At 61.8% G+C, this 14,244-nt stretch carries 12 protein-coding genes and 1 pseudogene; 8 read left to right on the top strand and 5 right to left on the bottom strand.

What is annotated here, in order from left to right:
- Window positions 1–46: 46 nt before the first annotated feature.
- Both BLP99_RS00945 and BLP99_RS00950 read left to right on the top strand, forming a co-directional pair.
- Window positions 47–268 (top strand): DUF1127 domain-containing protein, encoded by a 222-nt coding sequence (locus tag BLP99_RS00945; RefSeq protein ID WP_072389245.1) that lies wholly within the window; start codon window positions 47–49, stop codon window positions 266–268.
- Between the two features lie 64 nt (window positions 269–332).
- A complete protein-coding gene (locus BLP99_RS00950; protein ID WP_072389243.1) occupies window positions 333–1,562 on the top strand; it encodes a winged helix-turn-helix domain-containing protein in 1,230 nt (409 codons plus the stop codon).
- Between the two features lie 132 nt (window positions 1,563–1,694).
- Here the strand turns inward: BLP99_RS00950 and BLP99_RS00955 are convergent, their stop codons facing one another.
- Complete coding sequence (locus BLP99_RS00955; protein ID WP_072430309.1) at window positions 1,695–3,041, bottom strand: class II 3-deoxy-7-phosphoheptulonate synthase; 1,347 nt, start codon at window positions 3,039–3,041, stop codon at window positions 1,695–1,697.
- A gap of 147 nt (window positions 3,042–3,188) precedes the next feature.
- Between BLP99_RS00955 and BLP99_RS00960 the strand changes: the two genes are divergently transcribed.
- Complete coding sequence (locus BLP99_RS00960; protein ID WP_072389239.1) at window positions 3,189–3,944, top strand: spermidine synthase; 756 nt, start codon at window positions 3,189–3,191, stop codon at window positions 3,942–3,944.
- Window positions 3,945–4,345: 401 nt separating this feature from the next.
- Window positions 4,346–6,053, top strand: a pseudogene (locus BLP99_RS00970) (DEAD/DEAH box helicase).
- Between the two features lie 130 nt (window positions 6,054–6,183).
- On the opposite strand, the gene BLP99_RS00975 reads toward BLP99_RS00970, so the two are convergent.
- Window positions 6,184–6,951 (bottom strand): DODA-type extradiol aromatic ring-opening family dioxygenase, encoded by a 768-nt coding sequence (locus tag BLP99_RS00975; protein WP_072389235.1) that lies wholly within the window; start codon window positions 6,949–6,951, stop codon window positions 6,184–6,186.
- Window positions 6,952–7,054: 103 nt separating this feature from the next.
- On the opposite strand from BLP99_RS00975, the gene BLP99_RS00980 reads away from it, so the two are divergent.
- Window positions 7,055–7,708 carry a thiopurine S-methyltransferase gene (locus BLP99_RS00980; RefSeq protein ID WP_092179519.1) on the top strand — a complete coding sequence of 218 codons (654 nt, stop codon included), beginning with the start codon at window positions 7,055–7,057 and terminating at the stop codon, window positions 7,706–7,708.
- Window positions 7,709–7,781: 73 nt separating this feature from the next.
- Here BLP99_RS00980 and htpX read toward each other — a convergent pair whose 3' ends face one another.
- Window positions 7,782–8,669, bottom strand: a complete 888-nt coding sequence (gene htpX / locus BLP99_RS00985; protein ID WP_072389231.1) for a protease HtpX — start codon at window positions 8,667–8,669, stop codon at window positions 7,782–7,784.
- A gap of 300 nt (window positions 8,670–8,969) precedes the next feature.
- The gene (locus BLP99_RS00990; RefSeq protein WP_053155200.1) at window positions 8,970–10,181 is read right to left on the bottom strand and encodes a pyridoxal phosphate-dependent aminotransferase; all 1,212 of its coding nucleotides are present in this window, start codon (window positions 10,179–10,181) and stop codon (window positions 8,970–8,972) included.
- A 222-nt stretch (window positions 10,182–10,403) separates the two neighbouring features.
- Between BLP99_RS00990 and msrB the strand changes: the two genes are divergently transcribed.
- From msrB to BLP99_RS01005, 3 genes are all read left to right on the top strand, one after another.
- On the top strand, window positions 10,404–10,799 hold the full coding sequence (msrB, locus tag BLP99_RS00995; RefSeq protein ID WP_072389229.1) for a peptide-methionine (R)-S-oxide reductase MsrB: 396 nt from the start codon (window positions 10,404–10,406) through the stop codon (window positions 10,797–10,799).
- Window positions 10,800–10,913: 114 nt separating this feature from the next.
- Complete coding sequence (locus BLP99_RS01000; protein ID WP_092179521.1) at window positions 10,914–11,399, top strand: glutathione peroxidase; 486 nt, start codon at window positions 10,914–10,916, stop codon at window positions 11,397–11,399.
- Complete coding sequence (locus BLP99_RS01005; RefSeq protein ID WP_092179523.1) at window positions 11,396–11,860, top strand: MarR family winged helix-turn-helix transcriptional regulator; 465 nt, start codon at window positions 11,396–11,398, stop codon at window positions 11,858–11,860. The genes BLP99_RS01000 and BLP99_RS01005 overlap by 4 nt, the downstream gene beginning before the upstream one ends.
- Here the strand turns inward: BLP99_RS01005 and BLP99_RS01010 are convergent.
- Window positions 11,841–14,162: a hybrid sensor histidine kinase/response regulator gene (locus tag BLP99_RS01010; RefSeq protein ID WP_076407254.1), complete on the bottom strand. Its 2,322-nt coding sequence runs from the start codon at window positions 14,160–14,162 to the stop codon at window positions 11,841–11,843. The genes BLP99_RS01005 and BLP99_RS01010 overlap by 20 nt on opposite strands.
- Window positions 14,163–14,244 lie beyond the last annotated feature (82 nt).

Here is a 14,244-nt window from a genome sequence, read left to right on the forward strand (position 1 = left end):
TAGCGGCGGCGCGAGACTTGAGCCACCCCCAACGGAGGACATCACGATGAAAGGTCAGAAAGGATACGTATCGATAGATAAGCACTCATTCCATCGGTTTTCCCTCAGCGATCTGTTGCACAAGTTTAGCCGCTGGTATGAATTGCACCATGAGCGTGAATTGCTCGCCGGATTGAGCGACGAGGCGCTCAAGGACATCGGTGTCAGTCGAGCGGATGTCGAAAAGGAAGTGGTTCGGCCATTCTGGGATGATCCATTGCACAAATGAGCCATCCCTCCCTACACAAATCGATTCCCGGTGAGGTAGGTTGCGAGCAGACAAGGAGATCTCCATGCCCGCGACTGTATCCTTTACCCTCAAACAGGCCCGGCGCCTGGCGTTGGCCGCCCAGGGATTCAATGGGCGGCTGGCGCCGGCTTCGGTGCAGTCCTCGCGTCTCAACCGTCTGATCGAACGCCTCGGCGTGCTGCAGATCGATTCCGTCAACGCATTGGTGCGCTCGCATTACCTTCCGCTGTTCTCCCGTCTCGGCCATTACAATCTCGATTTGCTCGATCAGGCGGCCTGGAGCCAGGGGCGACGCCGGACATTGTTCGAGTACTGGGGGCACGAAGCGTCCCTGCTGCCCATGTCGATGTACCCGCTGATGCGCTGGCGCATGATCCGCGCGTCTCGCGGCGAAGGCATCTATCAACAGTTGGCGCGTTTCGGCCGGGAGCGCCAGGAGGTCATTCGCCGCGTCCTCGCGTCGGTCCGGGAGCGGGGAGCCCTGGGGGCGGGCAGCTTGTCCACTCGCCAGGATAAGGCCGGTCCGTGGTGGGACTGGAGCGCCGAGAAGCATGCCCTTGAGTGGCTGTTCGCGGCCGGGGAGGTCACGGTGGCGGGGCGCCGCGGTTTCGAGCGGCTCTACGACCTGCCGGAGCGGGTGTTCCCGGCCTCGGTCCTGCAACAGCCGCTGCCGGACGAGGCCCAGGCCCAGCGCGCATTATTGCTGCACGCAGCCGAAGCGCTGGGAGTGGGGACCGAAAAGGATCTGCGAGATTACTTCCGTCTCGACCCGGCTGACAGCCGCGCACGGTTGGCGGAGCTGGAAGAGGGCGGGCAGTTGCTGCGTTGCCAGGTGCAAGGCTGGAAGCAGCCCGCCTGGTGCCGACCTGATGTGAAGATTGTTCGCAAGGTAGCGGCCAGTGCCCTGTTGTCGCCGTTCGATTCGCTGGTATGGGAACGCAGTCGTACCGAGCGGTTGTTCGATTTTCGTTATCGACTGGAAATCTACACCCCGGCCCACAAGCGCGTGTACGGCTATTACGTCCTGCCGTTCCTGCACGACGAACGTATCGCCGCCCGGATCGATCTACGGGCGGAACGCGCCCAGGGCCGGTTGGCGGTGCATGCGGTGCACGAGGAAGAGCCAGGGCTGGACGAGGAGGGCATGCTGGCGTTGGCGATGAGCCTGCGGCGCATGGCCGATTGGTTGGGGTTGGAACGGGTTCAGCTCAATTGCCGGCGAATGGGTGGGGTACGCTTGGCGGTGGCGTTGGCCGGAATCGGTGCTGGCTGAGTCGGTCCCTTCGCGGGCAAGCCTGCTTCCACATCGGGCCGGGTCGAACACAAGAATCATGTTCATCGCCGGCCTACCGTGGGGGCGGGCTTGCCCGCGAAGATGTCGTTCAGTCGCGACAAGCTGAATGATTCAGCGCCGAACCTGCTTCAACGTTTCGGCAATCAGGAACGCCAGCTCCAGCGACTGATCAGCATTCATCCGCGGGTCGCAGTGGGTGTGGTAGCGGTCCGACAGGCCATCCTCGGTGATCGGCCTGGCGCCGCCGATGCACTCGGTGACGTTCTGTCCGGTCATCTCGATGTGGATTCCGCCCGCATAGGTACCTTCCGCCTCATGGACCTGGAAGAACTGTTTCACCTCCCCGAGGATCTGCGCGAAGTCCCGCGTCTTGTAGCCGCTGCTGGCCTTGATGGTATTGCCATGCATAGGGTCTGAGCTCCACAGCACCTGCTTGCCTTCACGCTGCACGGCACGCAACAGCTGTGGAAGATGATCGCCAACCTGATTCGCGCCCATCCGTGCGATCAGGTTCAGGCGACCCGGATCGTTGTCGGGGTTGAGCACGTCGATCAGGCGGATCAGGTCATCGGGCTTCATGCTCGGGCCGACCTTGACCCCGATCGGGTTGTTCACGCCCCGCAGGAATTCGACATGGGCTCCGTCCAGTTGACGGGTACGGTCACCGATCCAGAGCATGTGTGCCGAGCAGTCGTAATAGTCATTGGTCAGGCTGTCCCGGCGCACGAAGGCTTCTTCATAGTTCAGCAGCAGTGCTTCATGTGCGGTGAAGAAGCTGGTTTCACGCAATTGTGGCGAGCTGTCCATGCCGCAGGCGCGCATGAACGCCAGGGTTTCGTCGATGCGGTCGGCCAGGTGGCTGTATTTTTCCGCCAGGGCCGAGTTGGCGATGAAGTCCAGGTTCCACTTATGCACCTGGTGCAGATCGGCAAAACCGCCCTGGGCGAACGCCCGCAGCAGGTTCAAGGTAGCGGTGGACTGATGGTAGGCCTGCAACAGTCGATCCGGATCCGGCACGCGGCTCTGCTGGTCGAAGCCGATGCCGTTGACGATGTCGCCCCGGTAGGCCGGCAAGGTCATGCCGTCGATGGTTTCATCGTTGGCCGAACGCGGCTTGGCGAATTGCCCGGCCATGCGGCCGACCTTGACCACCGGGCAGCCGGCGGCGAAGGTCATGACAATGGCCATCTGCAACAGCACCTTGAAGGTGTCGCGGATCTTCGCCGCCGAGAACTCCGCAAAGCTTTCGGCGCAATCGCCACCCTGGAGCAGGAAGGCCCGGCCCTGGGTCACCTCGGCGAACTGACGGCGCAGTTCCCGGGCCTCTCCGGCAAACACCAGCGGCGGATAGCTGGCCAGGGTCTGCTCGACCTGCAGCAGGTGCGCCGCGTCGGGGTAACGAGGTTGTTGCTGGATCGGCAAGGCGCGCCAGCTGTCAGGGCTCCAGGGTTGGCTCATCATGGTCTCTAATGGATTACGCTCGGACGCCCATGTTACCAGCAAATTAGTGCGTGACCTGCTGCCGTCGCCTGGTCGACAATCGCGCTTTTGCCCAGGCACCGGCCCAACCGGTCATGCGCGGCCTGGTTGCTATCGGGAGTTGAAATGACAGAGGAGCGTGTCGAGCATCTGCTCGCCGAAGTGCACGATGAGTTCGGTATGATCCGCGTGTTCGAGGTGGCCGATTACCGGTTCCTCGAATTCGGCGATGCCATCGAACAAAGCTGTGTGTTCACGGCAGATCCCAGCTGGCTCGAATACGATTACACCCGGGCCATGCTGATCGGTGCGTTGTGCCATGAGCAACCGGAAAGCGCGCTGTTCCTGGGGCTGGGCGCCGGAACGCTGACCCAGGCCTGTCTCAAGTTCCTGCCGCTGGAAGATGTCGAGGCTATCGAATTGCGCCCCGATGTGCCGCGCCTGGCCATCGAATACCTGGGGCTGGATGACGATCCCCGCCTGTATATCCGGGTCGGCGACGCCCTGCAGCTGCTGGAAACCGCCGAACCCGCGGACCTGATTTTCGTCGACCTCTATACCGACGTCGGTCCGGGCGTCGGGCATCTGGCCTGGGGGTTCCTGGAAAACTGCCAGAAGCGTCTCAATCCGGGCGGCTGGCTGGTGATCAACCAATGGGCCACCGATGACGGCAAGCCGTTGGGTGCGGCGTTGCTGCGCGGTTTGTACCACCGCCACTACTGGGAATTGCCAGTGAAGGAGGGCAATGTGATCCTGATCGTGCCGGCGGACCTGGAGCAGACACTGGATATGGAAGGCCTGATTGCCCGGGCCGAAGGGCTGGCGCCACGACTGGGCTATTCGTTGCAGTCATTGATCAAGGCGATCCGGCCCGCGACCTGATCAAGGGCCAGGAATCCCTGTGGCGAGGGGATTCATCTGGCTGGTGCGCGCAGCGCGCCCCTCCAGTGCTCATCCTGTCGGGAATGCGTCGGATACATCGGGGCTGCCTGGCAGCCCAACGGGATAAATCCCCTCGCCGCATTGGGTGTATGGCAAGCCCGTACTGCGGCGCAGCGATAAAAAAAGCTCCCTTTTTGGGCAAATTCCGGTATAGTGCGCGCCGGCCTTTAGCCGGGTCGCGTCAAGGTAGCGCAATTTTCTGAAGCCAGCTTCGGTTGCATGTCCGCACGACGGATGCTCTCTCGACGTTCTTTTTTCATTCATTCGTTTTCGCAAATCCCCGCCGACAAAGCTGCCAGGGCGACTCTTGAGTCTCAACACGGCATGCGCAGCTTTGGAGCATGGGTCTTTGCGGATGCACTTAGAGGCAGACCCATGACCCAGGAAATCGGCGGCTTCGCCGCTCTTGAACTTCATCCCAATATTGTCGCTGCAGTAGTCGCTACCGGCTATGAAGAGCCTTCGGCCATTCAGCAGCAGTCGATCCCGATCATTCTCGCCGGTCACGACATGATTGGCCAGGCGCAAACCGGTACGGGCAAGACCGCCGCGTTCGCCCTGCCTATCCTGCACCGCATTGATCCGTCCAAGCGCGAGCCGCAAGCTCTGATCCTGGCCCCAACCCGTGAGTTGGCGCTGCAAGTTGCAACCGCTTTCGAAACCTACGCCAAGCAGATGCCGGGCGTGACTGTTGTGGCTGTCTACGGCGGCGCGCCGATGGGCCCACAACTGAAAGCAATCCGTAATGGCGCACAGATCGTTGTCGCCACCCCGGGCCGTCTGTGCGACCACCTGCGTCGCGACGAAAAAGTCCTGGCCACCGTGAACCACCTGGTTCTCGACGAGGCGGACGAAATGCTCAAGCTGGGCTTCATGGATGACCTGGAAGTGATCTTCAAGGCCATGCCGGAAACCCGCCAGACCGTACTGTTCTCGGCCACCTTGCCGCAGTCGATCCGTGCGATCGCCGAGCGTCACCTCAAGGACCCGAAACACGTCAAGATCCAGAGCAAGACCCAGACCGTCACCGCGATCGAGCAGGCCCACCTGCTGGTCCACGCCGACCAGAAGACCTCTGCCGTCCTGAGCCTGCTGGAAGTCGAGGATTTCGACGCCCTGATCATGTTCGTTCGCACCAAGCAAGCGACCCTGGATCTGGCCAGCGCCCTGGAAGCCAAAGGCTACAAGGCCGCTGCGCTGAACGGGGACATTGCCCAGAACCAGCGTGAGCGCGTCATCGACTCCCTCAAGGATGGTCGCCTGGACATCGTCGTGGCGACTGACGTTGCTGCCCGTGGCCTGGACGTTCCGCGCATCACCCACGTATTCAACGTGGACATGCCGTACGACCCTGAGTCCTACGTTCACCGTATCGGTCGTACCGGTCGTGCGGGCCGCGAAGGTCGCGCACTGCTGCTGGTGACGCCTCGTGAGCGCCGCATGCTGCAGGTGATCGAGCGTGTGACCGGCCAGAAAGTGGCTGAAGTGCGTCTGCCGGATGCCCAGGCCGTTCTCGATGCCCGCATCAAGAAACTGACCAATAGCCTGTCGCCGCTGGTGGCTGACGCTGAGTCGACCCACGGTGATCTGCTCGATCGCCTGACCGCCGACATCGGTTGCTCCCCACGTGCCCTGGCTGCCGCCCTGCTGCGCAAGGCGACCAATGGACAGGCACTGGACCTGGCTGCGATCGAGAAAGAGCGTCCACTGGTGCCGAACAGCGCGCCTCGTGGCGATCGTCCTGAGCGTAGCGGTGACCGCCCTGACCGTGGCGACCGTGAGCGTCGTGCTCCGATCCCGCTGGCCGAAGGTCGTGCCCGTTGCCGTACCGCACTGGGTGCTCGTGACGGCATTGCCGCCAAGAACCTGCTGGGCGCCATCCTCAATGAAGGTGGCCTGGCTCGTGAAGCCATCGGTCGCATTCAGGTGCGGGACAGCTTCAGCCTGGTAGAGCTGCCGGAAGATGGCCTGGAGAAGTTGCTGACTAAGCTGAAGGACACTCGCGTGGCCGGCAAGCAACTCAAGCTGCGTCGCTATCGCGAAGATTGATCGGCCCCAGGGTCGACTGATCGAACATAAAAAATCCCCGACTGGTTCGGGGATTTTTTTTGCCTGTGGCTGGGTGTTTCCTCAAGGACAGTCGTTGTGAAGGCAATCGCGAGCAGGCTCGGTCCGCCTGTCAACCGAACCGATAGATGTCCATCCCCAGCGTCCCCATTGCGAAGCCTTGATGGGCAACACTGAACTTCCCGCCGGCACCCCGGGCAAAATACAGCGGCAGCAGATGCTCGTCGCTGGGATGGCTGCGCACGGCGTTCGGTGCCTGGTGGCGGTAATCATGCAAGGTGGCTTCGTCGTCGGCCTCGAGTTTTTCCACCATCCAGTCACGAAATGCCTTTGCCCAGGACTCGATGCTTTCAGGTCCGGCGCTCCAGTCCAGGTCCCGCAGGTTATGGGTAATGCTGCCGGAACCGATCAGCAGGATGTCGCGCTGGCGCAGCGGCGCGAGCGCCCGGCCCACCCTGGTCTGCAACGCTGGCCCCTGGTGGCTGGGCAGGGATACTTGAACCACCGGGATGTCCGCTTCGGGGTACATCAGGGACAACGGTACCCAGACGCCGTGATCGGAGGGGCGTTGGCTGTCGAGGCGCGCCGGCAGATGCGCGGTGTCGAGCAATTCTGCGACTTCTGCCGCCAGGCCGGGATTGCCCCGGGCGGGATACTGCACGTTGTACAGGGCGGGCGGAAAGCCTCCGAAATCGTGCCAGGTGCGAGGCTGCGGATTGGCGCTGACCACCAACTCATCGCTTTCCCAATGAGCGGAAACAATGACGATGGCATGTGGCCTGGGCAATTGCGCGGCGATGCGCGCCAGTGCCGGGCCGCTGTCGCCAGGCTCCAGGGCGAGCATCGGAGAGCCATGGGAAATAAACAGGCTGGGCAGCATGAACGGGCTCCTGAGCGTTAAGATGCCGCCATCTTCCGTCAGGTCTATGATCGGAATCTAATATAAGTTTTAACCCGTTTTGATCGAATTTTTGGAGCGAGTCATGGAGCCTGAGTTTTGGCACAAGCGATGGTCGACGGATCAGATCGGTTTTCACTTGCCGCAAGTGAACCCTTATCTGCAAGGATTCTGGCCGCTGTTGGGACTGGAGCGAGGCAGTCGGGTGCTGGTGCCGTTGTGCGGCAAGACCCTGGATCTGGTGTGGCTTGCTCATCAAGGGTATCCGGTGCTGGGGGTGGAGTTGTCGGAAAAGGCCATCACCGATTTTTTCCAGGAGCATCAGTTGGAGCCGAGCGTGAGCGAGGAGGGGGACTTCAAGGTATTTCGCGCCGGTGACATGGAAATCCGTTGCGGCGATTTCTTTGCCTTGAAGCCGGGTGATGTCGCCGATTGTGCCGCGCTGTACGACCGGGCCGCGCTGATCGCCTTGCCGGCGCCCATGCGCGAACGTTACGCAGGCCATTTGCAGGCGCTCTTGCCGGAGGGGGCCGGATTGCTGATTACCCTGGATTACAACCAGGAAGAGATGCCGGGGCCGCCGTTTTCGGTTGGCGACGAAGAGGTGCAGCGGTGGCTGGGCAAGGCCTGGCGGCTGGACGTGCTGCAGGAGCAGGACGTGTTGGGGGAAAGTTGGAAGTTTCTCCAGGCGGGGGTAAAGCGACTGGATGAGCGGGTCTATCGGATTTCCGCACGCTGAACCAAGGGACATCGTGGTTGCCCACGTGTAAATAAAAAGCCCGCATTGCGCGGGCTTTTTATCGAGATCTACCTTAGCCGCGACGACGCAGTGCGTCGATACGCTCTTCCAGTGGCGGGTGGCTCATGAACAGGCGAGCCAGGCCCTGCTTGATGCCGCCGTTGATGCCGAAGGCAGTCAGGGTGTCGGGCATGTGCACCGGCAGGCCCTGTTCGGCACGCAGGCGCTGCAGGGCACCGATCATCGCACTGGTGCCGGCCAGGCGGGCGCCGGCGTCGTCGGCGCGGAATTCGCGCTTGCGCGAGAACCACATGACGATGGCGCTGGCGAGGATGCCCAGTACCAGCTCGGCGAAGATGGTCGCCACGTAGTAGGCGATGCCCTGGCCTTCTTCGTTCTTGAAGATCACCTTGTCGACGAAGTTGCCGATGATGCGGGCAAAGAACATCACGAAGGTGTTCACCACGCCCTGGATCAGCGCCAGGGTCACCATGTCGCCGTTGGCGACGTGGCCGATCTCGTGGGCCAGCACGGCCTTGACTTCATCGGGCGAGAACCGCTCGAGCAGACCCTGGCTCACCGCGACCAGGGCGTCGTTCTTGTTCCAGCCGGTGGCGAAGGCGTTGGCCTCGTAGGCCGGGAAGATCCCGACCTCCGGCATCTTGATGCCGGCTTCGCGGGACAGCTGCTCGACGGTCTGCAGCAGCCATTGTTCATGGCGAGTGCGCGGCTGGCTGATGATCTGGGTGCCGGTACTCATCTTCGCCATCCACTTTGAGATGAACAGCGAGAACAGGGAGCCAGCGAAACCGAACACCGCACAGAAGATCAGCAGCTGATTGAGGTTGAGATCAACCCCATTGGCCGCCATGAACCCGTTGAAGCCGAAAAGGCTCAGGGTGATGCTGGCAATCAGCACGACCGCCAGGTTAGTGGCCAAGAACAGCAGGATGCGCATCATGGTGGTAGCAAACTCCTCATGCTAAAGATGTAGCGTTATGCGGGGTATATAAGGTGCTGCCGCAGGCTATTCAACTCACCGACTATTTCAAACTGTGTCCTACAGGCTTCCCAAATGATTGAAGGACTTTTCTGAAAGTACCAGAGAAATGAAATATGCCTCTCTGGCCCCTTGAATGTTAGGCCTGCTGCCCATCAGTTGCCGAGCAGTCAGTGTAGAAGGGGCGTCAAAATCGGTGGAACGGATATGTTGCTGAATCAGACAGCGCGCGAGGCGAGGTACCTCGCGCGCTTGTCCGGCTTATTGGCGATAGGACTTGAGGAAGTTGCCGATCCGCCCAATGGCCTGTTCCAGGTCGTCGACCCGTGGCAGCGTGACGACGCGGAAATGATCCGGCCATGGCCAGTTGAACGCGGTGCCCTGGACGATCAGCAGCTTTTCGGACAGCAGCAGGTCAAGTACGAACTTCTCGTCGTTGTGGATCGGGCAGACCTTGGGGTCGATCCGTGGGAAGGCATACAGCGCCCCCATCGGCTTGACGCAACTGACGCCGGGGATGTCGTTGAGCAGTTCCCAGGTACGGTTGCGCTGTTCCAGCAGCCGGCCCGGGGGCAGGACCAGGTCGTTGATGCTCTGGTAGCCGCCCAGCGCCGTCTGGATGGCATGCTGGCTCGGGACGTTGGCACACAGGCGCATGTTGGCCAGCATGTCGATGCCTTCGATATAGCTCTGGGCATGATGCTTGGGGCCGGAGATGGCAATCCAGCCGGAGCGGAAACCCGCCACCCGGTAGGATTTGGACAGGCCGTTGAAGGTCAGGCACAACAGGTCCGGAGCCAGGGAGGCGGTGCAGATGTGGACGGCGTCGTCGTACAGGATCTTGTCGTAGATCTCGTCGGAAAACACCACCAGGTTGTGCTGGCGAGCCAGCTCCAGCATGCCCAGCAACACTTCCCTGGAGTACACCGCGCCGGTCGGGTTGTTCGGGTTGATGATCACCAGTGCCTTGGTGTTGGGCGTGATCTTGGCCTTGATGTCCGCCAGGTCCGGGAACCAGTTGGCCTGTTCGTCGCACAGGTAATGTACCGGGTTGCCTCCGGACAGGCTGACTGCGGCTGTCCACAGGGGATAGTCGGGGGCCGGCACCAGCACTTCGTCGCCGTTGTTGAGCAGCGCCTGCATCGACATCACGATCAGCTCGGATACGCCGTTGCCCAGGTAGATGTCCTCGATGCCGACGCCTTCGACCTGCTTCTGCTGGTAGTACTGCATCACCGCCTTGCGGGCGCTGAACAGGCCCTTGGAGTCGCTGTAGCCCTGGGCGGTGGGCAGGTTGCGGATCACGTCCTGGAGGATTTCATCGGGCGCTTCGAAACCAAAGGGGGCCGGGTTGCCGATGTTCAGCTTGAGGATGCGATGGCCTTCCTCTTCCAGGCGTTTGGCGTGCTTGAGCACTGGGCCGCGAATGTCGTAGCAGACGTTGGCGAGCTTGTTCGATTTGCTAACCTGCATGGCGATGTGTTCCCGAAAATGAACGATCCAGGCGGGCGTCTCGACGACCGTTCTGGTGATCCTGCGTCTGTACCCGTGCCCGGACATGGCACAGGCGTCACAATCCGTTTGAATACGCATGGAGTGACTGCCAGACTGGCGTCTGACGAGGCGCAATCATACGTGCCGCCCGACCCGCGGAAAAGCGTCGGATCGGGCTTTTTCAATTGCCGAGGCAAGACGATGGAAAAGTTGGAAAGAACCCTTGAAGAATGGCGTGCCATGCTCGACCCGGAGCAGTACAACGTCTGCCGGTTGAAGGGCACCGAGCGCCCGTTTTCCGGTAAATACAACACCACCAAGACCGACGGTGTGTACCACTGCATCTGTTGCAACGAACCGTTGTTCGATTCGCGGACCAAGTTCGATTCCGGCTGTGGCTGGCCGAGCTTCTACGCGCCGATCGAGGGCAGTGCCGTGGTGGAAGTGCGCGATGTCAGCCACGGCATGATCCGCACCGAAGTGGTCTGCGCCAAATGCGATGCTCACCTGGGTCATGTGTTTCCTGACGGCCCGCCGCCCACGGGGTTGCGTTACTGTATCAATTCGGTGTGCCTGGACCTGGTTGATCGCCAGTGATGAAAGCCTGGCGAGGGGAATCCCCTCGCCGAAGGTTGTCTTGGTTCGAATTAAATTGCACACAATTTAATTGCTCGCTATCTTCGGCTCCTTCCTTCCCGCTGGAGCCGTGCCATGAGCGACAACCTGCTGAGCATTCCCTGCATCACCATCAAGGGTGAGCAAAAGACCCTCGCCGATTTCGCCGGCAAGGCCGTGCTGGTGGTCAACACCGCCAGCCAGTGCGGTTTCACACCACAGTACAAGGGCCTGGAGACCCTTTGGCAGTCCTACAAGGACCGCGGCCTGGTGGTACTGGGCTTTCCCTGCAATCAGTTCGGCAAGCAGGAGCCGGGTAACGAAGGGGCGATTTCCGAGTTCTGCGAGCTGAATTTCGGCGTGAGCTTCCCGTTGTTCAAGAAAGTCGAGGTCAACGGTGCCAACGCACATCCACTGTTCGTCCAGCTCAAGCAACGCGCCCCCGGCGTGCTGGGTTCCAAGGGCATCAAGTGGAACTTCACCAAGTTCCTGATCGGCAAGGACGGTCAGGTGGTCAAGCGTTTCGCCCCGACCACCAAGCCCGAGGACCTGACCGCCGAGATCGAAGCCCTGCTCAAATGAAGGACGAACCCATCGAAGCGCTCACGCTCGACAGCCAGCTGTGCTTCAAGCTGTATGCTGCGTCGCGGGCAGTGATCCGTGGCTACAAGCCGATGCTCGATCAGCTCGGCCTGACCTATCCGCAGTACCTGGCGATGCTGGTGCTCTGGGAGTGGCAGGACACCGCGCCCGAGCAGCCCACGGTCAAGGCACTGGGGGAGCGGCTGCTGCTGGACTCGGGAACGCTGACACCCTTGCTCAAGCGTCTGGAGCAACTGGACCTGGTCCAGCGCCAGCGTTCGGCCCGGGACGAGCGAGAGGTCCACCTGAGCCTGACGGACACCGGGCGGGTCTTGCGAGAACAAGTGGCGCCGCTCAAGGCCCGCCTGTTGTGCGACAGTGGCATCGACCTGGATGGCCTGGGAGCGTTGCGCGCCGGGCTCGACCAGTTGCTGGGCCAGATCAGGGCGCTGACGTCGTAGGCACCCACTGGTCCAGAACCGTCGCCAGTTCTTCGCGGCGAAACGGCTTGGACAGGTAGTCGGTCATGCCGGCGGTCCGGCAGCGTTCGCGCTCCTCGGGCATGGCATTGGCGGTCAATGCCACGATCGGCAGGTTCGGCCAGCGCCCGCTGCGACGAATCTGCCGACTGGCTTCGTAACCGTCCATCACTGGCATGTTGCAATCCATCAGCACCAGGTCGAAATCCCGCTGTTCGAGCTGATCCAGTGCTTCGGCACCATGGGCCGCGACGATGACCTCGCACCCCAGTTTCACCAGCATGCCCTTGGCCACCAGTTGGTTGACCGGGTTGTCCTCCACCAGCAACACCCGCGCGCGCCTGGAGGGCGGCTGTGCCTCGATCTGCTTGTCGTCGATGGCGGCCGCCTCGCTTTGCAGGGCACGACGCAGGATCTGGTACAGCGCATGGCGCGCCAGCGGGCGGGCCTGCTGCAACAGGGGGGCGAGGGTAGTGGCTTCTTCGCTGGGCATGAAACTGCCGTAGGCGGTCACCAGCAGGATGGGGGCGCTGAAGGTCGGTCGCAGGTTGAACAGGCATTCGGGGCAGTCGGTTATCAGCACATCCGGTTTGAGGCCCAGCAGGGAGTCATCGACGGAGCGTCGCTGGTAATCCAGGCCCCAGACGGGCAGCAGCATGTGCAGCAATTCGGCCAGTCCGCTGCTGGCGGCGGTGATGGCTACGACATTGCCTCGCAACGGTTCGACCACCGCCGCCGGCGTATGGCAGGGCAAGGGCAGGTCGGCGCAGAACTGGCTGCCGAAACCGGCTTCGGAACTGATCGTCAGGCGGCCTTGCATGGCTTCGCAGAGGTTGTGGGTCAAGGCCAGGCCCAGCCCGGTGCCGCCAAACTGACGGGTGATCCCGGCGCCGGCCTGGGTGAACGGCTGGAAGATCCGCGCCTGGGCATCCTGGGGGATGCCGATGCCGGTGTCGCAAACTTCGATGCGCACGCCGCCTTCGTAGGCGCTCAGCCGCACATCGACACGGCCGAAGCGGGTGAACTTGAGTGCGTTGGACAACAGGTTGCTGACGATCTGGCGCACGCGGGTCGGATCGCCCAGCACCTGGGCCGGGAAACGAGGATCGATCAGGCAGGCCAGTTCGACACTGGGGGCGGCATTCTGGGAGAGCAGGTTGGCGGTGTCTTCGATCTGGGAAGCCAGGTCGAACGGGATACGTTCGAGCTCCAGCTGGCCGGCATCGAACTTGGACAGGTCGAGAATATCGTTGAGCAGTTCGACCAGCACCTTGCCCGAGTCATGGGCAATCGACAATTGCTGCTGCTGCTCGGCGGTGAGAGGGCCGTCCAAAGACAAGGCGATCATCCCCAGCAGGCCATTGAGGGGCGTGCGGATTTCATGGCTCATGTTGGCCAGGAAGGCGGAACGGGCGTCGGCCATGTCCAGGGCGGTACGCCTGGCCACTTCCAGCTCTTCGTTGGACTGGCTGAGGCGGGCATTGATGGCCTTGAGTTCGGCGGTGCGTGCCGAGACGATGTTTTCCAGTTGCGCCAGGTATTCGGTGAGGCGATTTTCGGCGGTGCGCCGCTGCTGGATTTCGGTGGAGATGTTTTCGAACTGCTGGTTGGCGACCGAGACCAGTACGCCGATCTCGTCGTACTGGTGGCCGGAAGGGCATTCCAGCCGGCTCTGTTCGCTGCTGCTGGGGTCGCGGCCGGCCAGCTCGCGGATGACCCGTACCAAGGGCTTGGTCAGCATGACGTAGAACAGCGCCAGCAACAGCCCGGTCAGGATCAGGCTGCGGGCGAACCCGTTGAGCAGCGTGACCTCGGCCCTGCGCAGGAAGCGGCTGCCAAAAGCGTACGTATCGACCTCCAGGCGCAGCACTCCGAGGGATTCGCCGGGCAAATGGTCCAGGTAAAGCCGATCTTCGAACTGGCGCTGGGCGCCGAACAGGAAGTCGCTGATGAACCGGTAGTTGCTCTGGAGTTCGGGGCGTTTGACGCTGGCCAACACGGTATTGTTGTTGTCGATCAGTTCGGCGCCGATGATGGCCGGTGAACGCAGCAGGCCCAGGGACAGCTCCTGGGCCAGTTCGGCGTCGATGTTGTAGGCGATGCGCGAGGCCGGGTTGTGGCTGATTTCCATCAGCGACAGGATCTCGCGGTTGATCGAGGCGTCTTCGCTGGCATAATCGATGCCGATCTGCATCAGGCTGAGCAATGTGCCCAGCACGAAACCCACCAGAACGGTCAGTCGGGCCTGCTTGTAAGACAGCCGTTGGGTGAATCTGATGTCCATGGAATGGTGAACCACTTACGTTTCCCTTCGCCGCTCAAGCATAGCTGATCATCTCTGGATACCGGCCTGGCCGGTTTATGTT

This window comes from Pseudomonas sp. NFACC32-1, assembly GCF_900101215.1.
GTDB lineage: Bacteria > Pseudomonadota > Gammaproteobacteria > Pseudomonadales > Pseudomonadaceae > Aquipseudomonas.